The 19,422-nt window shown below is 68.9% G+C and carries 22 protein-coding genes and 1 riboswitch; of the genes, 7 read left to right on the forward strand and 15 right to left on the reverse strand.

Features of this window, described 5'->3' with window-relative positions:
- Positions 1 to 22 precede the first annotated feature (22 nt).
- A complete protein-coding gene (locus ACFYTS_RS20230; RefSeq protein ID WP_387306268.1) occupies positions 23 to 718 on the reverse strand; it encodes a DUF2993 domain-containing protein in 696 nt (231 codons plus the stop codon).
- Between the two features lie 107 nt (positions 719 to 825).
- Between ACFYTS_RS20230 and ACFYTS_RS20235 the strand changes: the two genes are divergently transcribed.
- A complete protein-coding gene (locus tag ACFYTS_RS20235; RefSeq protein WP_387306270.1) occupies positions 826 to 1,839 on the forward strand; it encodes an NADP-dependent oxidoreductase in 1,014 nt (337 codons plus the stop codon).
- Positions 1,840 to 1,842: 3 nt separating this feature from the next.
- Here ACFYTS_RS20235 and ACFYTS_RS20240 read toward each other — a convergent pair whose 3' ends face one another.
- On the reverse strand, positions 1,843 to 2,499 hold the full coding sequence (locus ACFYTS_RS20240; protein ID WP_357282939.1) for a hypothetical protein: 657 nt from the start codon (positions 2,497 to 2,499) through the stop codon (positions 1,843 to 1,845).
- Positions 2,500 to 2,575: 76 nt separating this feature from the next.
- Positions 2,576 to 3,238 carry a hypothetical protein gene (locus tag ACFYTS_RS20245; protein ID WP_357282937.1) on the reverse strand — a complete coding sequence of 221 codons (663 nt, stop codon included), beginning with the start codon at positions 3,236 to 3,238 and terminating at the stop codon, positions 2,576 to 2,578.
- A gap of 243 nt (positions 3,239 to 3,481) precedes the next feature.
- Here ACFYTS_RS20245 and ACFYTS_RS20250 point away from each other — a divergent pair, with 243 nt between their 5' ends.
- The gene (locus tag ACFYTS_RS20250) at positions 3,482 to 3,808 is read left to right on the forward strand and encodes a hypothetical protein (RefSeq protein ID WP_357096746.1); all 327 of its coding nucleotides are present in this window, start codon (positions 3,482 to 3,484) and stop codon (positions 3,806 to 3,808) included.
- A gap of 6 nt (positions 3,809 to 3,814) precedes the next feature.
- On the opposite strand, the gene ACFYTS_RS20255 is transcribed toward ACFYTS_RS20250, so the two are convergent.
- From ACFYTS_RS20255 to ACFYTS_RS20275, 5 genes are all read right to left on the reverse strand, one after another.
- Positions 3,815 to 4,660, reverse strand: a complete 846-nt coding sequence (locus ACFYTS_RS20255; RefSeq protein WP_387306272.1) for a hypothetical protein — start codon at positions 4,658 to 4,660, stop codon at positions 3,815 to 3,817.
- On the reverse strand, positions 4,654 to 5,373 hold the full coding sequence (locus ACFYTS_RS20260) for an HAD family hydrolase (protein ID WP_387306274.1): 720 nt from the start codon (positions 5,371 to 5,373) through the stop codon (positions 4,654 to 4,656). Before ACFYTS_RS20260 ends, ACFYTS_RS20255 begins: the two co-directional genes overlap by 7 nt.
- Positions 5,370 to 6,158, reverse strand: a complete 789-nt coding sequence (locus ACFYTS_RS20265) for an AfsA-related hotdog domain-containing protein (protein WP_387306275.1) — start codon at positions 6,156 to 6,158, stop codon at positions 5,370 to 5,372. Before ACFYTS_RS20265 ends, ACFYTS_RS20260 begins: the two co-directional genes overlap by 4 nt.
- A gap of 13 nt (positions 6,159 to 6,171) precedes the next feature.
- Positions 6,172 to 6,281, reverse strand: a riboswitch (SAM riboswitch).
- Between the two features lie 38 nt (positions 6,282 to 6,319).
- Positions 6,320 to 7,543 carry an MFS transporter gene (locus tag ACFYTS_RS20270; protein WP_387306277.1) on the reverse strand — a complete coding sequence of 408 codons (1,224 nt, stop codon included), beginning with the start codon at positions 7,541 to 7,543 and terminating at the stop codon, positions 6,320 to 6,322.
- 143 nt (positions 7,544 to 7,686) lie between these two features.
- On the reverse strand, positions 7,687 to 8,061 hold the full coding sequence (locus tag ACFYTS_RS20275) for a hypothetical protein (RefSeq protein WP_357282930.1): 375 nt from the start codon (positions 8,059 to 8,061) through the stop codon (positions 7,687 to 7,689).
- A 357-nt stretch (positions 8,062 to 8,418) separates the two neighbouring features.
- Here ACFYTS_RS20275 and ACFYTS_RS20280 point away from each other — a divergent pair, with 357 nt between their 5' ends.
- The 3 genes from ACFYTS_RS20280 to ACFYTS_RS20290 all read left to right on the forward strand — a co-directional run bounded on the left by ACFYTS_RS20280 (position 8,419) and on the right by ACFYTS_RS20290 (position 10,327).
- Positions 8,419 to 9,339, forward strand: a complete 921-nt coding sequence (locus tag ACFYTS_RS20280) for a hypothetical protein (protein WP_387306279.1) — start codon at positions 8,419 to 8,421, stop codon at positions 9,337 to 9,339.
- 85 nt (positions 9,340 to 9,424) lie between these two features.
- Positions 9,425 to 9,757 carry a DUF732 domain-containing protein gene (locus ACFYTS_RS20285; protein WP_387306281.1) on the forward strand — a complete coding sequence of 111 codons (333 nt, stop codon included), beginning with the start codon at positions 9,425 to 9,427 and terminating at the stop codon, positions 9,755 to 9,757.
- A gap of 198 nt (positions 9,758 to 9,955) precedes the next feature.
- Positions 9,956 to 10,327: a hypothetical protein gene (locus tag ACFYTS_RS20290; protein WP_387306283.1), complete on the forward strand. Its 372-nt coding sequence runs from the start codon at positions 9,956 to 9,958 to the stop codon at positions 10,325 to 10,327.
- Between the two features lie 27 nt (positions 10,328 to 10,354).
- Here the strand turns inward: ACFYTS_RS20290 and ACFYTS_RS20295 are convergent, their stop codons facing one another.
- From ACFYTS_RS20295 to ACFYTS_RS20320, 6 genes are all read right to left on the reverse strand, one after another.
- The gene (locus tag ACFYTS_RS20295; protein ID WP_387306285.1) at positions 10,355 to 11,083 is read right to left on the reverse strand and encodes an enoyl-CoA hydratase/isomerase family protein; all 729 of its coding nucleotides are present in this window, start codon (positions 11,081 to 11,083) and stop codon (positions 10,355 to 10,357) included.
- A gap of 284 nt (positions 11,084 to 11,367) precedes the next feature.
- Positions 11,368 to 12,513, reverse strand: coding sequence for an acyl-CoA dehydrogenase family protein (locus ACFYTS_RS20300; RefSeq protein ID WP_357096590.1), 1,146 nt, complete (start codon positions 12,511 to 12,513; stop codon positions 11,368 to 11,370).
- A gap of 181 nt (positions 12,514 to 12,694) precedes the next feature.
- Complete coding sequence (locus ACFYTS_RS20305; protein ID WP_357282920.1) at positions 12,695 to 13,570, reverse strand: lysophospholipid acyltransferase family protein; 876 nt, start codon at positions 13,568 to 13,570, stop codon at positions 12,695 to 12,697.
- 70 nt (positions 13,571 to 13,640) lie between these two features.
- Positions 13,641 to 15,332 (reverse strand): AMP-binding protein, encoded by a 1,692-nt coding sequence (locus ACFYTS_RS20310; protein WP_387306287.1) that lies wholly within the window; start codon positions 15,330 to 15,332, stop codon positions 13,641 to 13,643.
- A 37-nt stretch (positions 15,333 to 15,369) separates the two neighbouring features.
- On the reverse strand, positions 15,370 to 15,921 hold the full coding sequence (locus tag ACFYTS_RS20315; RefSeq protein ID WP_379096568.1) for a nuclear transport factor 2 family protein: 552 nt from the start codon (positions 15,919 to 15,921) through the stop codon (positions 15,370 to 15,372).
- A 96-nt stretch (positions 15,922 to 16,017) separates the two neighbouring features.
- Positions 16,018 to 17,514: a PucR family transcriptional regulator gene (locus tag ACFYTS_RS20320; RefSeq protein WP_387306289.1), complete on the reverse strand. Its 1,497-nt coding sequence runs from the start codon at positions 17,512 to 17,514 to the stop codon at positions 16,018 to 16,020.
- Positions 17,515 to 17,655: 141 nt separating this feature from the next.
- On the opposite strand from ACFYTS_RS20320, the gene ACFYTS_RS20325 reads away from it, so the two are divergent.
- Positions 17,656 to 17,913, forward strand: coding sequence for a hypothetical protein (locus ACFYTS_RS20325; RefSeq protein ID WP_387306291.1), 258 nt, complete (start codon positions 17,656 to 17,658; stop codon positions 17,911 to 17,913).
- Here the strand turns inward: ACFYTS_RS20325 and ACFYTS_RS20330 are convergent.
- Positions 17,900 to 18,526, reverse strand: a complete 627-nt coding sequence (locus tag ACFYTS_RS20330; RefSeq protein ID WP_387306293.1) for a TetR/AcrR family transcriptional regulator — start codon at positions 18,524 to 18,526, stop codon at positions 17,900 to 17,902. The genes ACFYTS_RS20325 and ACFYTS_RS20330 overlap by 14 nt on opposite strands.
- Positions 18,527 to 18,624: 98 nt before the next feature.
- On the opposite strand from ACFYTS_RS20330, the gene ACFYTS_RS20335 reads away from it, so the two are divergent.
- Complete coding sequence (locus ACFYTS_RS20335; RefSeq protein ID WP_387306294.1) at positions 18,625 to 19,422, forward strand: thioesterase family protein; 798 nt, start codon at positions 18,625 to 18,627, stop codon at positions 19,420 to 19,422.

Below are 19,422 nucleotides of genomic sequence, written 5' to 3' on the forward strand. Positions count from 1 at the left end.
TGTTCGGACTCCGAGCAGCGGCTCAGGACAGGTCGGAGAACCGGACGGTGTGAGCCACGGCGGTGACGTGCAGGCCGTCCGCAGCGGGCTCGAGCGACGTCAGGCGGGCCCCCAGGGGAAGCTTCTCCAGCGGGATGGTGAAGGTCAGGGATTCGCTGAGCGCCGCCAGGGACAGGGTGGGGCCGCCCGCCGCCGGTTGGATGGACGTCGGGGTCACGACGATGCCGTTGTCGGCGAGAGCCACGGTGACGAAGACCGTTGCGGGAACCGGGATACCGGCCACGGTGAAGGTGCCCGAGACACGGAGGCCCTCGGGGCTGTAGGAGATGGACTCGACCCCGGCCGGGGCATAGCGCTGGACCGTGTCGTAGGGGACGCGGGCCGTGGCGGTGGCGGTTTCGGCGGTGAGTTTCTCGGTGCGCTTGTTGATGACGTCATCCAGCGGCGCCGAGACATTGGTGAGCTTGACGTCCAGGTCGCGGACGGAGATGTCGGGGTCACTCCAGTCGCCGATCCGGATGCCGATGTCGGCGTAGGTGCCATCCAGGGCCTGGGTGAGGAAGGGAATTCCGCCGATGGTGACCTTGGGCTGCTCGGGCAGCTTGTAATCGGCGGCGATCTGGCGGGCGATCTCGTTCTGGGCCATGCCGACCGCGACGCGGTCGCCGACGATCAGCGCGATCGCCAGCACGACCAGCACGATCAGCAGTCCGCGCATGTGTTCATCTGTTCAGCCATGCCACCCATCATGCTGGCGAATCCCGGTGACGAGGACGGGCACGCGGAACCGGGCGCGAATCCCCACGAAATCGCCACAATGTACGCATGAAATCCACCCGCATAGTGCTCGCCTCCCGCCCGGTCGGGATGCCCGAGCAGGAGAACTTCCGGACCGAGACCGTGGAGCTCGAGCCCCCGCGGCCGGGCGAGGCGCTGTTGCAGACGCTGTACCTGTCGCTGGACCCCTACATGCGCGGGCGGATGAGCGACGCGCCGTCCTACGCCCCGCCGGTCGAGATCGGCGACACCATGTGCGGCGGCGCGGTGTCGCGGGTGATCGAATCCACCGATCCGGCACTGCAACCCGGCGATATCGTGCTCGGCTGGGCCGGATGGCAGACGCATTCGGTCGAGAACGTGCAGGCCTTGCAGAAGCTGGATCCGGCGGCCGCGCCGCTCACCACCGCGCTCGGCGTGCTCGGTATGCCGGGGTTGACCGCCTACACGGGCCTGCTCACCATCGGCCGTCCGAAGCCGGGCGAGACGGTGGTGGTCGCGGCCGCGACCGGCCCGGTCGGCGCGACGGTCGGCCAGATCGCGAAGATCCAGGGCGCGCGGGCCGTCGGCATCGCGGGCGGACCGGAGAAGGTGGCGCTGCTGCGGGACCGCTTCGGCTTCGATGCCGCGATCGACCATCGCGCACCCGATTTCGCCGAGCAGCTGGCCGCCGCCACCCCGGACGGCATCGACGTGTACTTCGAGAATGTCGGCGGCGCGGTGTTCGACGCGGTGCTGCCGCGTCTGAACACCTATGCCCGGGTTCCGTTGTGCGGCTTGGTCGCCAACTACAACGACACCGATCTGCCGCCCGGCCCGGACCGGCTGCCGCTGCTCACCTCGAACATCCTGCGCAAGAGCCTGACCGTGCGCGGCTTCATCGTGTCGGAGTTCTGGGATCAGATCGGCGAGTTCCAGCCGACCGCGGCGCAGTGGATCGCGGAGGGCAAGCTCACCTACCTCGAGGACATCGTCGACGGCCTGGAGCACGCGGTCGAGGCCTTCCAGGGTCTGCTCACCGGCAAGAACGTCGGCAAGCTGATCATCAAGGTCGCGGACTGACGGCTAGCGCATGGCGGTGATGTAGGGCCGCAGCCCGAGCGCGATGTCCACGCACACCCCCAGCAGCACATCGCGTTCGACGGGGTCGAGCGGGTGCTTCAGCCACAGCCGGGTGCCCAGGATCGGTACCGGCAGCGGCTGTCCCGCTCGATCCCACCAGAACGACTCGTTGTAGACGTCGTTCACGAGCCGGCGCACGGTCCAGCCGCCCGCGGTGCGCACCACGTCGAGCCGGCCGACCTCCGCGCCCATGCGGTCGAGTACGAGCAGCCGGAACAGCTCGGGTGTGCGGGGCTCGTCCGGGTCTGGCACGAAGTGGAAAAGCGTTCCCGCCGTGGACCCGACGGCCGTGGAGGTGTCGGCGCGCTGGATCGAGCCGATGGAGGTGCCGTCACCGCGGCTGATGACGGTGGGCGCGGAGTCCTTGGACTCCACCCACACCACCGATCCGTCGGCGTAGGTGATGCGATGCCGACCGGTCCCGCCGTTCTTGAAGCCGAACAGGATGGCGGCCTTGGCCGCAAGCCCGTTGCCCGCGCCCTGCACCCCGGTGGCCAGCGCGTCCTCGGGCCCCACACTGAAGGTGATCTCCAGGGCGTTGTTCAGCTTGTGCACGACCCGGCCCTCGATCATGGTCGAGCGGTCCTGCGACGCCGGCATCGTTCGATCGTAGGCCGGTGGCAGCGGCGTGAGGTGGTTTCGCGGCGGCACGCCGGGGCCGACGCGCGCGCCGCATTCACTTGCCGGCAGGGAAGCCCACCGTGGCGAGTGCGGTCGTCCAGTCGGTCGCGATGGCGACCTGCGCGTCGCTGAGGGCGACCTTGCCGTCGCAGATCAGCGTGTGCAGCTTGGACTCGACGCCGTCCTTGGGGTTGTTCGGCCCCGCCCCGTCCTTGTGCCCCGGGGACGGCGGCTCGACCCACAGGTTGCGCGCGTCATTGGGGTCGCCGCCGAGTTCGAGGGAGATGAGGTGGTCGTACTCGCCGTCGCGGGGGTCGCCGTTGTAGCCGTAGGACTTGATGTTCTCGGTCTTCTCGCGGCCGGTGATATTACTGTTGGGCCGAATCGAGGCGGTGTACCCCGACTTACAGATGGTGTCGGCCAGATTGGCCGCTGTCACTGTGGGATTCAGCGCGCCCGGCGTGCAGGCCGGGTCGGGCAGCGGCTGGCCGTCGGCGGTCTTGCGGTAGTGGCAGCTGCCGGGTGCGGGCTGCGCCTGCACGGTGTAGGTGCCCTGGGGTCCGGGTCCGACCGGGATCGCGGAATTGTTCTGTTTGGGCGCGGGCTGCGGAACCGCCTGGGCGGGCACATTGGCCGGATGGGTGGCGGCCTCCTTCGAGCATCCGATCGTCATGCTCAGGACCAGCAGGGCCATCGCAAGCCCTTTGTGCGCCTTCATAACATCCCCTGCTCGACCCGGACGGCAGCCTAATTGTGCGCTATCCCTTGGTGATCGGCCACTCGCCCGCGACGACACACCGCGCGGAAACGCGGATCCCCGCCGCCCGTCGAGCAATACATACCAACCGGTTATGCTGCACCAATGACAGCAGATCTGTCGCACTCTCCGGCGACAATCCAACCCGTCGGCACCAATGGAATTCGGGGGCGCGCCCTCGCGCTCGCCGGCCTGCTGCTGGGTATGGGCACCCTGCACTTCCTCATGCCCAAGCCGTTCGACACCCTGATCCCGCCCCAGCTGCCGGGCGAACCCCGCACCTACACCCACGTTTCGGGCGCGGCCGAGCTCACCGCGGGCGCTCTGCTCGCGATCCCGCGCACCCGCGGCCTGGGCGCGCGGCTCGCCGCGCTGCTGTTCGTCGCCGTTTTCCCCGGCAACCTGTACATGGCCTACGACTGGCTCAGCAGCGACCGCGCCCTGCCATTGAAAGCCGGTGCCCTGCTCCGCCTCCCGCTGCAGATTCCGCTGGTGCTCACCGCGCGACGGGTGTACCGCGCCGCGCGGTGATCGGCCTCAGTCGGTGGTCAGGAACTCGGCGAAGGACGGGTCCGGCAGTTTGAGCTGGGCGTGGATATCACCGCCCAGCCCGAAATGCCCTATCGCGCCGCCGTAGTTCTGCTGGTAGCTCTGCCAGAGCACGACCACGCTGATGATGCGGTTCGCGCCCGGCAGCGCCGGATCCGGGAACGGGTTGGGCAGCACCGCCCGGTAGCTCGCCGTGCCGTGCTCGTCGGTGACGAACACATTGGGCACGCCCAGCGGCCCGGGCCGGGTGGGCGCGTCCGGGTCCAAGTCCTTGGCACGCAAGGACATCACCGTGTACAGCGAATCCGGAATGAGCCCGGTGAACTCGAACCGGAACTCCGCCTGCCGCGCATCGTCCAAATCCACGGTCACGTCCAGGGTGCCGCGGGCCCGCAGCCAGTCCCCCAGTGTCACCGGGCCGGTCAGCTTGCGTCCGTCCTCGGGCCGGAAATCCGGGATGGGCGTCTCGTGGAACGGGTAGCTCGGCCGCGTCACACTCGCGGCCTCGGGAAGCTGATCGGGCGCGAAGACCACCGGATAGTTGTTGGCGGGCAGCGGAAGCGGAAGCGTGTGCAGGACCCCCGCCGCGTCCTCCGCCGACAGCTCGTCGGGCAGTTCCCGCACGATCGTGTAGGCCGCCGACTCACCGAAAGCGGGCACGGGGGTGTCGGCCGCGACGATGGCCCGCCCCCACCGTCGGGTGACGGCGCCGCCGGTCCCCGGGACGGTCAGGTATCCCACGACGATGAAATCGCCGTCCGCGTCGAGCACTTCGCTCGGCGGGTAGAGCGGCCCCTGCGTGGTCGGGGTGAGTTCGTAGCGCTTGGTCACCATACGGAGAGCACTTCCTGGTCGGAGAGAAGGCGGCCCGGGTCGTCGATGGAGGCGCCGACCCGGTCGGACAGGTGGATCCAGCCGGTGCCGTGGACGGCGAGCACCGCGTCGTCACCGCGATAGCCGGGGTGCGCGACGGCCCGCAGGAACGGCAGGTCGCTGGCGTGATCGCCGTAGCCGTAACTGTTCTCCCGCGCGATCGCGTGTTCGCGCAGGAACCCGGTGACGGCCGCGGCCTTGGCCTCGCCGATCATGGGCCGCCACACCTCGCCGGTGAGCACGCCGTGCTCGTCGGCGACGGGCACGGTGGTGATGAGGTGGTCGGCTCCGACCGCCGCCGCCACCGGTGCGACGGCCGCGCCGAAGGAGCCCGACAGCAGCACCGTGGCGTGCCCTGAATCACGGTGTGCGCGCAGCCTTTCCACCGTGTCGGTGTAGTAGACGGTGTCACTCGCGGCGAATTCGGTGAACCAGCGTCGCCCGGCCGCGTCCAGTGCCGCGGCCTCGACTCCGCGATAGGCCCGGTAGTAGTGCCGATTCACCTCCTCCCGCGGTGTGCCCGCGGCGGCCCGCTGCTGGATCTCCCCGGTCAGGCGCGCGTATTCGCCACCGTCGTCACCGTTCTCGGCCAGCCAGAACCGCAGGAACGCGAACATGCTCTTGACGGTGATCAGGGTTTCGTCGACGTCGAAGAACGCCGCGCCCGCGCTCATGCCACCTCGTCGAGGTAAGCCGCGATCGCCTTGGCCGCCTTGTGCCGTTCGATCTGCGAGATGCGTTCGTTGGGCAGTGCGGCGTAGCCGATGCGGGCGGTGGCAACGGAGCGGCCGAGCTGGCGGACCTCCACCTCGATGCTGAATTCCAGCTTCCCCGGATCGTCGATGGACACCGGGGTCAGCGTCGCGTGCAGGGTGGCGGGCAGCGGGAACAGGAAGGACTTGAACTCCAATTCGATGTTGTTCCACACGATGTAGAAGTGCTGTTCGGGCCAGCGGCGGCCGTACTCCAGCTCGAACGCGCCGAGGAACAGCTGGCGCACGGCCTCCACGATCACGATCCCCTGCACGTGCTCGCCGGTCTGATGGTCGAGCAGTAGTTCGTTGTCGCCGTGGATCCGCAGATCCGCCCGGAACGCGGTCTCCGATTCCCGGACCAGCCCGGCCAGCAGCACATTCGAGTGCTGATACTTGTGCACCTGGTGGCGCGGGGCCGGTTCGGCGACCGCCCCGGCCACCCGCAAGCCCGCCGGGGCGTGCACGATCGCCACGTGCTCGACGTAGTCGAGATCGTGGCGGGTGACCCCCTGCCCGAGCCGCACGGTCAGCGGCTCCTCCGCCGTCCGCCAGCGACCCGCGCGCAGCGCGGCCACCAGACCGGACACGGTGAAGGCGCGATCGTCCGCGGCGATCCCGCGGAACCGATCAGCCACCAGCAGCACCTCGCCGACGGCCGCCTCCACCACGGTCGTGGACGCCGAATCGAGCTGAGCTACAGACATTTTCCCTCCGAGAACAAGACGCTTATGGCGACGCTCGCCGCCATCCGGTCGTCACCCGGAGCACCCCACCGCCCGGAGGGTTGCCGCCCAGCGAGCCGGGGCTTCGCGCTGGAACTCATGACCGTGATCGAAACAGTATGGGGGGCAGACTTTTTCGAGAATCATTTCAACCACGCCGATCGAAACCCGGCCGCGGCGGCCAGGGCGGCGCCGGTCGCCGAGAGCGCCGCGACGGCCAGGGCCACCGCCGAATAGCCGTGCCGAGCCACGAGATTGGCCAGCTGCGGGCCCGCGCTCGCGCCGAGGAACAGGGCGAAGGTGTACAGCGCGGTGGCCGCGCCGCGGGCCGCGCCCGCGCCGGCCGTGATCGTCTGGACGGCGGCGGGGGCGGCCACCGCGATGGCGGCGACGAACACGAACAACCACACCGCCACCCAGACCCCGCCGAGCGGCACCGCGGCCACGGCCACGGCGAGCGCGGCGGCTCCCAGCGCGGCGACCAGCCGGGTGGCCGGGGCGATGCCGCCGAGCCGCCCGGCGAGCAGCGGAATCGCCACCATGGCGGGAATCGCGCTGGCCCGCAGGGCGAGCAGCGCGCCGTTGCCGGAGCCCACGCCCTTGGGCGGGGCGAGCTGGATGCCGGTGTAGACGCCCACGAAGGAGCCGAGGATCGCCAGGCAGCTCAGATACAGCAGGGCGAGGCGGGATTGCCGGAGCAGCTCCACGAACGGCGCGAACACCGACCGCGACGGCACGACACCGGTTCCTGAATCACCGTCGTCCGCCCGGGGATCCGCCGACCGGGCCGGCGGTTGCAGCACCACCCGCAGCACCACCGCCGAGACCGCGAACGCGATCGCCCCGGCCACGAAGATCGCGTGCCAGCCCAGCGCGTTCCCGATGAGCTGCGCCAGCACCTGCGCCACCACCCCCGCCCCGAGGAACGAACTGGTCAGGCAGGTGAGCGCGAAGATCCTGCGCTCCGGCGCGATCCGCTCCGACAGATAGGCGAACGCCGCGGGGGCGAAGAACGACGCCGTGAGCCCCTGCAGGATTCGCACCGAGAGCCCGGTCACCAGCCCCGGCGCGGCCGCCACCAGCAGGGTGCTCACCACGGTGGCCGCCAGCCCGCCGACGATGACCGGCCGCCTCCCCCACCGATCCGACAGCGGCCCGGTCACCAGGAAGCCCGCCCCGTAGGCCAGCCCGAAGGCCGTGGTCGTCCAGGTGGCCGCGGATTTGGACGTATCCCAGTCCGCCGCCAGCCGATTCAGCACCGGCAGCACCACGTACAACTGCCCGACCACGAGGATGCCGACCGCGCACACCGCCCCCACGGTGCGCCCGACCGGCGCCCACACCTCGGTTTCCGCGGGCGCGCTCATGACCGCACGACCCGGACGCGGGCAGGGAGAAACAGCGAGGTGGTCATCGAATTCCTTTCGTGGACAACGGAGTCCACGTCTATCAATCCGAGACCACCGGGCACGACGGTTACGTGCGCGCTGATCCGAAGCCGCCGGGCGGCTCAGGCCAGGACGAAACTGAACTGCGGTATGAAGTTGCCGCCCAGGCGGAACCACGTGTAGCCGAGCCACACGCCGGGGGTGACCTCGCGGATCTCGTCGTACACGGCTGGGGTCGGGGACGGGGCGTAGTCGAGGATCCAGGCGGGCTCGCCGTCGACGACGGACGGCCCGGCATACACCGTGGCGGGCCAGGCTTCCAGATCCGCGGGGGTCATGCGGTTGTGCAGGTATCCGCCGGTGGGACCGGTGTAGAAGTCCTTGCCGATCCAGACCAGCGATGTCCAGGACTGCGCCTGGAGGGGTGCGGCGACCCAGCCGTCCTTCGCGCCGACCGGGACGTCGCCGCGCGGGGCGTCCCGATAGATCGCGTCCACCTGCTCGAGCGCACATCTGAACCGGAGCGAGTCCACAGTTGCTGATGTGTTGTCGGAGTACAGAACACAGCCGTTTCCATGGTCCGAGTCGGCGTGCGAGGACACCGGGACAATCAGCGCCAGCACCCCTAATCCGACCGGGGCGAGGCTTCTTATGAGGACATTTCGGAAAATATCACGGTATGCACTCATGGTTGCCTCCATCGGGATAATCCCCGACCTAGCGATAATCTTAGTTCGCCACAAAATAGCCGGTCAGCGCCGTCGCCGAACCGAGATCAGATCGACGCGTGCTTAACAGGAAATTGACAGGTTTCCGCTGGAAATGTCTCGAGCTTCGTGTCGATGTAATGGAGCATGAGCTCGATTCAGGCCCACACCCCGCGCGCACGGTGGTCGTGGATCGCGACCGGAGGTCTCGTCGCCGTGGTCGCCTTGTCGGCGCTGGGCGCGCCCGCCGCCTTCGCCACCTCGCACGACCAGGCCGGGCCGGGTCAGGCGCCGCAGGCCACCCCGCCCGCGGCGGTGGCCGCGCCGCATCCCATCTCGGTGACCGCCATCGCCCAGCAGATGCAGACCGCCGTCCAGGCGGCCTCGCCGGGCACCACGGTCGGAATCGACGTGGTGGACACCACCACCGGGACGGCCATCGCCAGTCTCAATGCCGACCAGCAGTTCTACACCGCGTCGGTGGTCAAGCTCCTGATCGCGCTCGACACCCTGGGAAGCCAAGGCGCGCAACCGGATCCGGATACCGCCACGAGGGTGACCCAGATGCTCTCGGCCAGTGACGACGACATCGCCGATCAGCTCTGGGAGGCCGGCGGCGACAACGCGATCATCGATCGGATGGTCGCGGCGATCGGGCTGACCGCCACCACCGCGCCCGAGGACACCGCGCAGTGGGGCGAAACCCTCACCACCCCACGCGATGTCGTCACGATCTTCCACTACATCACCACCGCGGCCCCGGCCGCGACCCGCGATCTGATCCTGGGCGCACTGCGCGACACCGCCCGGACCGCCGCCGACGGCACCGATCAGTTCTTCGGCATCCCCGACGCGCTCACCGGCAAGAGCTGGGCGGTCAAACAGGGCTGGATGGACCTGAATTCGTCGACCACCCTCGACACCACGGGCCTGGTCGGCACGTCGCCGGATCAGCCCTACCGGTACGCCGTCGTGGTGCTGTCGACCCAACCGGCGGGCACCAGCTGGCCGGTCGCCGGCGCGGCGTTGACCGCCGGGGTGACGCTGCTGCACGCGGCGCTGAAGTAGTCCGAGCCCATCGCCTTCGGCAACGCGGCCATGGGCCGGGCGCGCGGTACGCTCGCCGGGTTCATTCGATGTTGAAGGAGAGTTCGTGGGTAAGAAGAGCCGTCTCGCTTCGGGTTTCGCACTGGTTGCCGCCGCTGCCGCCACGATGGGCGCGACCGCCGGAGTGGCCGCCGCGGAGCGCGCGCTCACCGGGCAGGAGCAGGTGTTCGTCAGCTACCTCGAGGAGCACGGGGACATCCTGGTCGATCTGGACCAGAAGCTCGCGGCCGTCGACCTGGGCAAGGCGTACTGCTCGGCGCTGGCGGCCGGCGTGCCCCGGGAGCACCTGTCGACGCGGCTGCCGGGTGGCGCGGGCGAGGACGCGGAGGCCGCGCTGATTTTGGAGGCGGCCACGGCCACGGGCAGTCTCTGCGGCTGACCCGTTGACGTGATGCCTGCGGGCGCAACCGGAAACGGTTGCGCCCGCTGTTTTTTCGCGCCCATCCTTCCTAACTGATTGCGTAAGTTGTTAATTGCGTACCTTGCGGAATTCTTCAGCAAACCACATACCGCCGGGCCCGTACCGGCGTAGCGTCACCGATCGCGAGAACCCGTCACGGCTAGGAGAGGAAAACCCATGGCGGACTTGGAAGTTGCCCTGAAGGCCATGATGATGCTCGACGGCGCCATCGGCGCCGCAGTCGTCGACTACGGCAGCGGCATGCCCCTGGGCATGCTCGGCGGCTCGAAATCCCTGGATCTCGAGGTGGCGGCGGCCGGCAATACCGAAGTGGTGCGGGCCAAACTGCGCACCATCGAGCAACTCGGCCTCAATGAGGAGATCGAGGACATGCTCATCACCCTGAACAACCAGTACCACCTGGTGCGCCCCCTGCGCGGCCGCCGCTCCCACGGCCTGTTCCTGTACGTGGCCATCGACCGCACCCGCGGCAACCTGGCCCTGGCCCGGCACCGCCTGCGCGACATCGAGGAAACCCTCAAGGTCTGATCCGGAGCGCCGCCCGGGGCGGTCGCGTCAGCGCCGGGTCAGGCGCTCCATGGCGTCGTCGGGCATGCCGAAGGGGAGGTCGGTTTCGGTCTGCAGGGCCTCGGCGCGGGGCAGGTCGCGGGAATTGGCGTAGAGGGACTTGTAGATTCGGTTCGAGCCCGCGGAGTTGGCGGCGATCTGAGCGGCCAGGCGGGCGACGAACTCGTCGAGGCCGACATCGGAGACGCAGTGGTTCACCAGACCGATGTCGGCGGCCTCGACACCGCTGATCCGGCGGGCGGTGAAGCTGAGTTCCTTGGCGCGGGCCATGCCGACGCGTTCGGGGAGCCGGACCGACATGCCCCAGACCGGGGCCAAGCCCCACTGGCTGTGGGTGTCACCGAACTGCGCGGTGTCACCGGCCACCAGGAAGTCGCAGGCCAGGGCGAGTTCGAGGCCGCCGGTGAAGCAGTGTCCGCGGATCTTGCCGATCACCGGGGCCGGGAACTCCTCGAGCATGGTGACAGTCTTGGCCTCGTCGTAGCGCGATTCCACGGCGCCGCCCGCGGCGAGCGACTCCAGGTCGTGCCCGGCGCAGAAGGAGCGGCCGGCGCCGGTGAGGACGATGCAGCGCACGTCCGCGCCGGACAGCGCGTCCAGGTGGGCGCGCAGCTCCTCGAAACTGCCCGCGGTCAGGGCGTTCAGCTTCTCGGGCCGATTCAGGGTGAGGGTGGCGACGCCGTCTTCGAGGGTGCGGACAACCAGCTCTGAACTCACGCGACACGCCTTTCCTCGGTGATCCGGCCCGCCGCCGGTCCCGATGGGATCATGACAGATCCGAGAGCCCCGACAGGGCAAATGGGCGCTTGGTGATTCGGAAGCCGGTCTCCGGATACTGCCGGATCCGCCCCGTGACGGCCCGGTCGTCGAGGACCACCCAGTATTAGAGCAACCCATCGCGTGTCGCGGGGGCCACCCGGGTCGGCATCCGACCCGGCCTCCGCGGAAAGCGCTGACGCGGAACGTATTCCGGTCGCGTTCCACGGAAGCCGGCACCCGGGTCAGGTCAGCTTCAGGCTGCGGCCGATGATCTCCTTCATGATCTCGGTGGTGCCGCCGTAGATGGTCTGGATGCGGGCATCCATGTAGGCCTTGGCGATCGGGTACTCGCGCATGTAGCCGTAGCCGCCGTGCAGCTGGAGGCAGCGGTTGATCAGGTCGAGCTGCTCCTCGGTGGACCACCACTTGGCCATGGCGGCCTCCTCGACGCTCAGTTTGCGATCGTTGAGCAGTTCGATGCAGCGGTCGACGAAGACCCGGACCGCGGTGGTCTTGGTGGCCAGCTCGGCCAGCACGAAGCGGGTGTTCTGCAGTGCGCCAATCGGTTTGCCGAAGGCCTTGCGGTCGCGCACGTACTGGCAGGTCAGCTCCAGGCAGCCCTCCATGGCGGCGGCGGCCATGACGGCGATGGACAGACGCTCCTGCGGGAGGTTCTGCATCAGGTGGATGAAGCCCTGTCCCTCGGTGCCCAGCAGGTTCTTGCCCGGGACGCGGACGTCGGCGAAGGACAGCTCGGCGGTGTCCTGCGCCTTGAGGCCGATCTTGTCCAGATTGCGGCCGCGTTCGAAACCGGCCATGCCGCGCTCGACCACCAGCAGCGAGAAGCCCATGGCGCCCGCGGCCGGATCGGTCTGGGCGACCACGATCACGATGTCGGCGTTGATGCCGTTGGTGATGAAAGTCTTGGAGCCGTTGAGGATCCAGTCGTCGCCGTCCTTCACCGCGCGGGTCTTGATGCCCTGCAGGTCCGAACCCGTGCCGGGCTCGGTCATCGCGATCGCGGTGATGATCTCGCCGGAACAGAAGCCGGGCAGCCAGCGCTGCTTCTGTTCCTCGTTCGCCAGCTCCAGCAGATACGGCGCGATCACGTCATTGTGCAGGCCGAAACCCAGGCCGGAGTACATGCCCTTGGTGACCTCCTCGGTCACGATGGCGTTGTAGCGGAAGTCGGCCTCGCCCCCGCCGCCGTACTGCTCCGGCACCGCCATGCCGAGGAATCCCTGCTTGCCGGCCTCGAGCCAGACCGAGCGATCGACGACGCCGTCGTGCTCCCACTGCTCGTGGTTCGGGGCCACATGCTGATCGAGAAACTTACGGAACGACTCCCGGAACAGCTCGTGTTCGGGTTCGAAAAGGGTGCGCTCCACGCCAACCTCCTACAGTGACCACATCGGCACCATCGCCTGTGCTCAATACCGTACTCGAAAGTCGAACGGAGGTTAACTTCACGGGCCGAGAAAGTGGTCCGAACTGCGACAGTCGCCCTTGACGTCGCGGAACGGAGGTCCTGAACCCGGGTAAACCTACCGGGGGTTCGGGGAGTCGGATCTAGAGGCCGAGGCGGCCCAGGGTGCGACCCAGCAGGCTGCGCCCGCGGTCCCGGTCGCGTTCGCCGAGCAGGAAATCGAGTTCGCCTTCGAGGGCCTTCTTCACCACGGCCTGCAGTTCGTTCGCCGCGGCGTCGGTGTCGGGGATGTCGCGCCAGGGGCTGGTGTCGATCGGCGTGCCCAGCGAGAAGTAGAAGCGCTCCGGCTTGGGCACCAGGGTGGGACCCAGCCCGCGGATCAGCGGCGGGGTCAGGGTCGAGCGCAGGCCCAGGCCCTCGACGGCCTTGCGCACCGGGAACATGGCCGGGTGATCGCCGTCGAAGACGATGTCGAACACGTCGTCGCCGCCGACCATGGCGATCGGGACGATGGGCGCGCCGGTCGCGATGGCCATCTTGGCGAAGCCGGTGCGGCCCTCCCACACCAACTGATACTTCTGGCCCTTGCCGCGCATGGCCTCGCGCCCGCCGCCCGGGAACACCGCCACCGCTTCGCCCTGCTCGAGCAGCGTGGTGCAGTTGCGGCGGTTGCCGCGCACGATTCCCCAGCGGTGCAACACATCTCGCAGCCCCGGCACGTCGATGAGGACGTTCTCGGCGAGCCCCCGCACCAGCCGATCGTGGCGCACCAGGATCTCGTGCGCGAGCAGCGGCGCGTCGGTGCCGCCCGCCAGGCTGTGATTGCCGACGAGCAGCACCGGACCCTCGAGCGGGAAGTTCTCCATCCCGTAGAAGCGCGGGCTGAACCAGGCCCGCGACGGCGCGATGATCGCGTCGATAATCCGGCGATCGGTATCGGTGAGATCGACGTGCAACGGCGCGCCGTCGGTCAGCCCCTTCGGCGTTTGTTCTTCGGACCCATGACCGTCGTGAGACAAGGCAACCCTCCCTGCAGAACCTTCGATTACGCCATGCTAACGAAAGTCTGCGCAGGTCACCGAATCAGGGTTAGAACAGGTTCCCTCGGCCGAATGAGACGAACTCGGCTTCGAGTTCCAATTTGCCGGAATCGGTCAGGCGTTCGTATTCGGGCTTCCCGCGGCCGAACCAGCGGAAGAGCAGCTCGCCGGTGTGCCAGCGCTGTTCCTGGAGTTCACGTTTGAGCACCTTGTTCGATCCCGTGACCGGGAGGCTGCTGGAGACCCGGAGCAGGCGCGGCGCGCCCTTGGAGCCGAGATCGTCCTGGGCCGTGAGGAATTCGGCGAACTCGGCGGCGTCGAAGGCGTCCGGGTCCGCGACCTCGATGGCCGCCATCACCCGGTCGCCCGAGCGCGGATCAGGCACGCCGTAGACCGCGGCGGCGATGACCGCCGGGTGCCGCCGGATGACCTGTTCGATGGACAGCGTCGAGGTGTTCTCACCGTCGACGCGCAGCCAATCGCCTTTGCGACCGCCGAAATACAGGAATCCGGCTTCGTCGATATAACCCAGGTCACCTGTCCAATACCAACCGTTCCGCAAACGTTCGGCATCCGCGACATCGTTTTTGTAATAGCCCTCGAATACGATCGCGCCCGCCTTGTCGACCATCTCGCCGACCGATTCGTCCGGATTCAATACGCGACCGTATTCATCCAATACCGCGCGCGGACAATCCTCGAGTGTGTCCGGATTCACGACCGCCACGCCCGGATGCGCCGGACGGCCCAGCGCGGCGGCCGGAGCCTCCGGATCCAGCGCCGCCAGGGCCGGGCCCTCACTCGAGCCGTACCCCTCGAAAAGCTCAGCCCCGAAGCGGCGGCGGAACTCGGCCTGGTCGGCCACCGACGCCTCGGTGCCGAAACCACGGACCAGGGTGGTGCCGGCATCCTCGGGGGTCGCCGGGGTGGCGAGCAGGTAGCCCAGCGCCTTGCCCACGTAGGTGAAGAAGGTCGCGCCGAAATACCGCACGTCGGGAAGGAATCCGGTGGCGGAGAACTTCGGGGTCAAGCACACCGTCGCACCGTTCACCAGGGCCGGAGCCCACAACGCCATGATCGCGTTGCCGTGGAACAGCGGCATGCAGCAGTAGTCCACGTCCGCGCGGATGTGCCCGAACTTGTCGCTGGCCGCGTAGCCGAGGATGGCCAGGCGGCGCTGGGTGCACTTGACCGCCTTCGAGGTGCCGGTCGTGCCCGAGGTGAACAGCAACAGCAGCAACGCCTCGGCGCCGGCGTGCGCGACCGGCTCGGCCGCGTGCGCCGCCACCCGCTCGATATAGGCCGGGTCGTCCACCAGCAGGAACCGATCCGGTTCCAGGCCCAGGTCCAGGGCGCCGAGCCGGGCCATGCCGGCGGCGTCGGTGACGATCAGCTGGCAGTCGACATAGCGGATGTCGGCTTCCAGCTGAGCGTTGCCGCGCGTGGGATTGATGCCGACCACGGTCGCGCCCGCCAGCGCGGCCGCACCCAGCCAGAAGACGAAGTCGGGCACATTGTCCAGCAGCACACCGATGTGGAACGGCCCGTCGCGCCGCAGGTCGCGAGCCAGTTCGGCGCGCGCCGCCGACTCCCGCACCACCGCGTCCCAGGTCCAGTCCCGCTCCCGGGTGCGCAGGCCGAGCCGCTCGTCACCGAGCCGGTCGAGCAGCAGGCTCGCGATGTCCGCGCGCCGCTCGATCGGGGCCTGCGCCGCCGGGGTTGCCACTGATAGGTCCGTCATGTCCGATTCGCCTTCCATCTGCCGAGTCTCGCCGTTGTCACATACCCGGGTACACGAGTTCGACGTATTCGCTGGGCAGTTCGTCGAACGACAGCTTGCGGATCTCCACCGGACCCGAGTGGTAGGAGTCCTCGCCGATGATCAGACCTGCCTCGTCCACCGGCCACAGCAGCAGCTGACGGAACGAGATCAGGTAGTCGGCCTCGGGGTCCTCGACCGGGAGGCCGATCTGGGCGGCGTACGCGCCGGGGTAGATCTGGCGCAGGTAGCCCTCGGTGACCACGCAGTCGTCGTCGACCAGCAGGCGGTCCAGCTCGAACTCCAGGATGTTGGACTTGCTCTCCACGAACGCCGCGTAGTAGTCGCGCACGCCGTCCCAGCCCTTCGGGCCGACATCCTGACCGAACTGCCAGAAGTGGTAGTCCGGCTCCGCCGTCAGGGTCTTCATCAGACCGTCGAGATCCGGCACGGCCTCGGCCTTCATGTGATCGATGACGATCGAGAGCACCTGACGGTGGCGCTCGTTGGTGGTGACGGCCAGCCGCTCCTCGAGCAGCTTCCAGGTCTTGGTGGGTTCCACGATGGCCATGCTGTGAATCTCCTTCTCCCGCAACGGCGGCGGTGCCGTGCCCATCGATCGTCGGCCATCGACGTGACCCGGATCACCCGCCGCCCGTCGCCGGTATCACCGCCGGGACCCGACGCTTGTCGGGTCGACCGCGGACGGACCCGCCAACTGCGCGGACGACAGCGCCATCCGGCGCACGAACAGCACCAGCGTGGCCGTGAACCGGTCCAGCGCGTCGTCGACATCCCAGCCCATCACGGCCTCCACCTGCGCGATTCGCGCGGCCACCGTGGAGTGGTGCAGATGCAGCTCGGTCGCGGTGCGCCGCAGCGTGCCGAAGACACAGAACGCTTCGAGCGTGTCGACCGCGAGCGCGCCCGCCTCGGTCGCGGCGAATTCGTTGATCCGCGTCACATCCGCGGTTCCCAGCAGGCGCTGCACCGGCAGATCCGCGAGCAACTCCAGCGCCCCCAAGCGCTCGAACGCGATCACCCTGCGCCCGTGCCACGTCGAGGACGCGAACCGCAAGGCCCGCCGCGCCTGCTCCCACGACGCGGCCGCCGCCAGCGCGGGCAACCGCTCGCCTACCCCGATCCAGGGACCGGCCGCGCCGGCCCGGGACGCCGGGAATGCTTGCACCACAGCGGCATTCAAGGTATCCGACAGTCCACGATCCACCATGGAGGGCCGCCCGGGTCCGGACGCGGACTCCTCGCCGGCGCGCGGCGTCGCCGCGGATCCCGCCGTACGGGGGCCGGACGGCCGCGTGGAACCCTCCGAGCCGAGGGCACGACCGGCGGATCCACCCAGGGCGGCCAGATCCTGGACGAGCACGGCCGTCGTCGCCCCGATCACCGCCTGCCGCAGGATCGGCACGTGCTCGCCGATGATCCGCACGGCCGCCGCCGCCCCTGGCCCGGTCACCGCGAGCACTCGCGTGGCGCGCCCGGGATCCAGACCGAGCAGCCGCATGGCCCGCACCCGATCCTCTCGCCGCTCCTTCTCCGACAGCACCACTTCCAGCAGCGCCGGATCATCCATCCGCAGCGGATCGGCCACCTGCCGCGCCGCCACCACACGCAGACAATGCCGGAGGCGATCGAGCACGACGCCGTCCAAGGGATGCGGCCGGGCCGACGTCTCCGCGGGCCACCGCTGCGGCGGCGACTCGAGCACGCCCGTCCGGATCTCGTTGCCGTGCAGACGATTCCCCGTGCCGTCAACCGTCACACCGCGGTCGCCGGGTCGGGGAGCCGCCCCTTCGCGCGCACGATCCGCATCCTGCGCGTGGGTGGCGTCCGCGCCTGGTGTGGCTGGAAGCGAGGTCGGCGGGTGACGCTCCAGCCAGACGGCTGGGTCCGAGCCGGATGCGTGGGCGGGGGCGGCCGTGGCGGGGAGCAGGCGACCGGCGGCGTCGTAGCGGATGACGGTGCCCGAGGGCCAGCTCGCTCCGGCCGGGCATTCGGCCAGGAGTGCGGCGGCGCGCATCACGGTGTCGGCATTGGCGGCGGACTCGTCGAAGGCGTCGAAATGGGTGATCAGCCGCAGCACCGCCGCCGGGTCCGAACCGAGCTCGGACAGCCGGAGCGGATTCGCGGGCGACGGATCGGTCACGCTGCTCCCTCCACACTGATGGGCATCCGACCAGACTGACGAGCCGCCCGGTCGACCGGAAGAGGAACGGGCGAATCGTCCAACTGGGTGGGACGGATCGGAATATCACCAGATGGAAGAAACGGCCGGTATGTTCTGCGCATGAGCACCACCGATGCCACGTCGGCCCGCCTCTCGCCGACTCGCCGTTCGCTGTCCGTCCGGCGAATCAGCCGCGGCAACGTGCTCAACTCCATGCTGCACGGCCTGTTCGATTTCACGCTGCTGACCGGTACCGCCATCACCGCGGGGCAGACGTTCTACGCCGGAACGATGCTGGCGGTCCTGGTGTATCCGCTGCTCGCGATCATCCTGCTGATCAAGCGGTGCGCCATCGAGCCCGCGGTCAGCCTCGGATGAACAGCCGCAGGGAGGCCTCGACCACCCCGTCCCGGGCGTGGTGGCCGGGGTCGGTGTCGGGACGCAGCCAGATCGAGGCGTGATTGAGAATGCCGTGCAGGCAGTGCAGGGCCACCGCGGGATCGGGGCAATCGAATGCGCCCGAATCCATGCCGCGGTCGATCACCTCGCGGAACATCCGGTCGTGGCGGCGGCGCATGGTCTTGATGGCCTCGCTGTGCTCGGCGGGCCAGGGGGCGGGGAACGAGAACAGCTTGCCCACTTCGGGGTAGAGCACGGTCAGGATGTGCAGCTGTTCGGCGATCAGAATCCGCAGCTGCTCGGCCGGTGACCGGTCGGCCGCGGCGTCGAGCGCTTCGCGCAGGCGGGTCAGCACATCGGTGGTGAGCTTCTCCAGCGCGGCCGAGACCAGCGCGTCCTTGCTCGGAAAGTAGTGGTAAAGGGTGGCTTTGGCGATGTCGGTGCGTTCCGCGACGTCCTCGAAGCGCATGCCCTGGTAGCCGCTGCCGGACAGGATCTGCAGCGCGGTCGCGATCATCTCCGCCTTGCGGCGATCACGGCGGCGGGCCGCGCGCCCGGTGGGGGCGGCTTCCTCGTCCACGGTCGTACTCATCGCCCGATCATATCCGCCCCTAGGGTCCGTTAGATCAACCACAAAGCTGGTCTACCGACTGGCTATATCAAAATTCGACCCGTAGGTTGAGAAACGTGATGGATACGACCGCACCCGAAACCGCCTACTTCCGGCGCGTCGGCGACCGCCGCTTCGTCCCCACTCACCACGCGGGCGGGGCCTGGTCCTCCGGCGAGCAGCACTTCAGCCCGGTGGCCGGGCTGATCGTGCACGAGATCCTGCGCGCCCGCACCGATCGCCCCGACCTGATGATGAGCCGCATCGGCTTCGACATCCTCGGCCGGATCGCGTTCGAGGAGTTCGAGATTCGCGTCGAGACCATCCGGCCGGGCCGCACCATCGAACTGGTGGAGGCCACGGTGATCATCGGCGGCCGCGACACCATCAGCGCGCGGGCCTGGTTCCTCGGCGCGCAGGACACCGGCATCGTCGCGGGCGGCGAACCGGACCGGCTGCCCGCCCCCGACTCGCTCGCACCGTGGTCCCTCACCCCCGTCTGGCCCGGCGGCTACATCGAATCGATCGAGGCCCGGCAGGTCGGCGTCCCCGAACCCGGCCGCGCCACCGCGTGGATCACCACCGCCGTGGACCTGGTCGAGGGCGAGAACGTCGATCCGCTGGCCTCCTACATCGCGCTGGTCGACACCGCGAACGGCATCGCCGTCCGGCAGGAACCCACGAAATGGATGTTCCCGAACGTGGACATGACCATCCACCTGTACCGGCAGCCCGAAGCCCCGTGGGTCGGGATGGACACCTCCGTGGTGTTCGGCCACAGCGGCCAGGGCCTGACCACCACGGTCCTGCACGACCTGCGCGGCCCGGTCGGCTACGCCCAGCAGAGCCTCACCCTGCGACCGCAGCCGACCAGCTGA

It is taken from the genome of Nocardia sp. NPDC004151 (assembly GCF_042874235.1).
Classification (GTDB): Bacteria; Actinomycetota; Actinomycetes; order Mycobacteriales; family Mycobacteriaceae; genus Nocardia.

What these genes read in the sequence shown, in the direction of transcription:
- ACFYTS_RS20265 (WP_387306275.1), bottom strand. Translation starts at nt 6,158, where the DNA reads ATGTCTGTAGCTCAGCTCGATTCGGCGTCCACGACCGTGGTGGAGGCG.
- ACFYTS_RS20310 (WP_387306287.1), bottom strand. Translation starts at nt 15,332, where the DNA reads ATGACGGACCTATCAGTGGCAACCCCGGCGGCGCAGGCCCCGATCGAG.
- ACFYTS_RS20290 (WP_387306283.1), top strand. Translation starts at nt 9,956, where the DNA reads ATGGCGGACTTGGAAGTTGCCCTGAAGGCCATGATGATGCTCGACGGC.
- ACFYTS_RS20245 (WP_357282937.1), bottom strand. Translation starts at nt 3,238, where the DNA reads ATGAAGGCGCACAAAGGGCTTGCGATGGCCCTGCTGGTCCTGAGCATG.
- ACFYTS_RS20330 (WP_387306293.1), bottom strand. Translation starts at nt 18,526, where the DNA reads ATGAGTACGACCGTGGACGAGGAAGCCGCCCCCACCGGGCGCGCGGCC.
- ACFYTS_RS20270 (WP_387306277.1), bottom strand. Translation starts at nt 7,543, where the DNA reads ATGAGCGCGCCCGCGGAAACCGAGGTGTGGGCGCCGGTCGGGCGCACC.
- ACFYTS_RS20335 (WP_387306294.1), top strand. Translation starts at nt 18,625, where the DNA reads ATGGATACGACCGCACCCGAAACCGCCTACTTCCGGCGCGTCGGCGAC.
- ACFYTS_RS20235 (WP_387306270.1), top strand. Translation starts at nt 826, where the DNA reads ATGAAATCCACCCGCATAGTGCTCGCCTCCCGCCCGGTCGGGATGCCC.
- ACFYTS_RS20250 (WP_357096746.1), top strand. Translation starts at nt 3,482, where the DNA reads ATGGGCACCCTGCACTTCCTCATGCCCAAGCCGTTCGACACCCTGATC.
- ACFYTS_RS20255 (WP_387306272.1), bottom strand. Translation starts at nt 4,660, where the DNA reads ATGGTGACCAAGCGCTACGAACTCACCCCGACCACGCAGGGGCCGCTC.
- ACFYTS_RS20260 (WP_387306274.1), bottom strand. Translation starts at nt 5,373, where the DNA reads ATGAGCGCGGGCGCGGCGTTCTTCGACGTCGACGAAACCCTGATCACC.
- ACFYTS_RS20315 (WP_379096568.1), bottom strand. Translation starts at nt 15,921, where the DNA reads ATGGCCATCGTGGAACCCACCAAGACCTGGAAGCTGCTCGAGGAGCGG.
- ACFYTS_RS20230 (WP_387306268.1), bottom strand. Translation starts at nt 718, where the DNA reads ATGCGCGGACTGCTGATCGTGCTGGTCGTGCTGGCGATCGCGCTGATC.
- ACFYTS_RS20240 (WP_357282939.1), bottom strand. Translation starts at nt 2,499, where the DNA reads ATGCCGGCGTCGCAGGACCGCTCGACCATGATCGAGGGCCGGGTCGTG.
- ACFYTS_RS20325 (WP_387306291.1), top strand. Translation starts at nt 17,656, where the DNA reads ATGAGCACCACCGATGCCACGTCGGCCCGCCTCTCGCCGACTCGCCGT.
- ACFYTS_RS20280 (WP_387306279.1), top strand. Translation starts at nt 8,419, where the DNA reads ATGAGCTCGATTCAGGCCCACACCCCGCGCGCACGGTGGTCGTGGATC.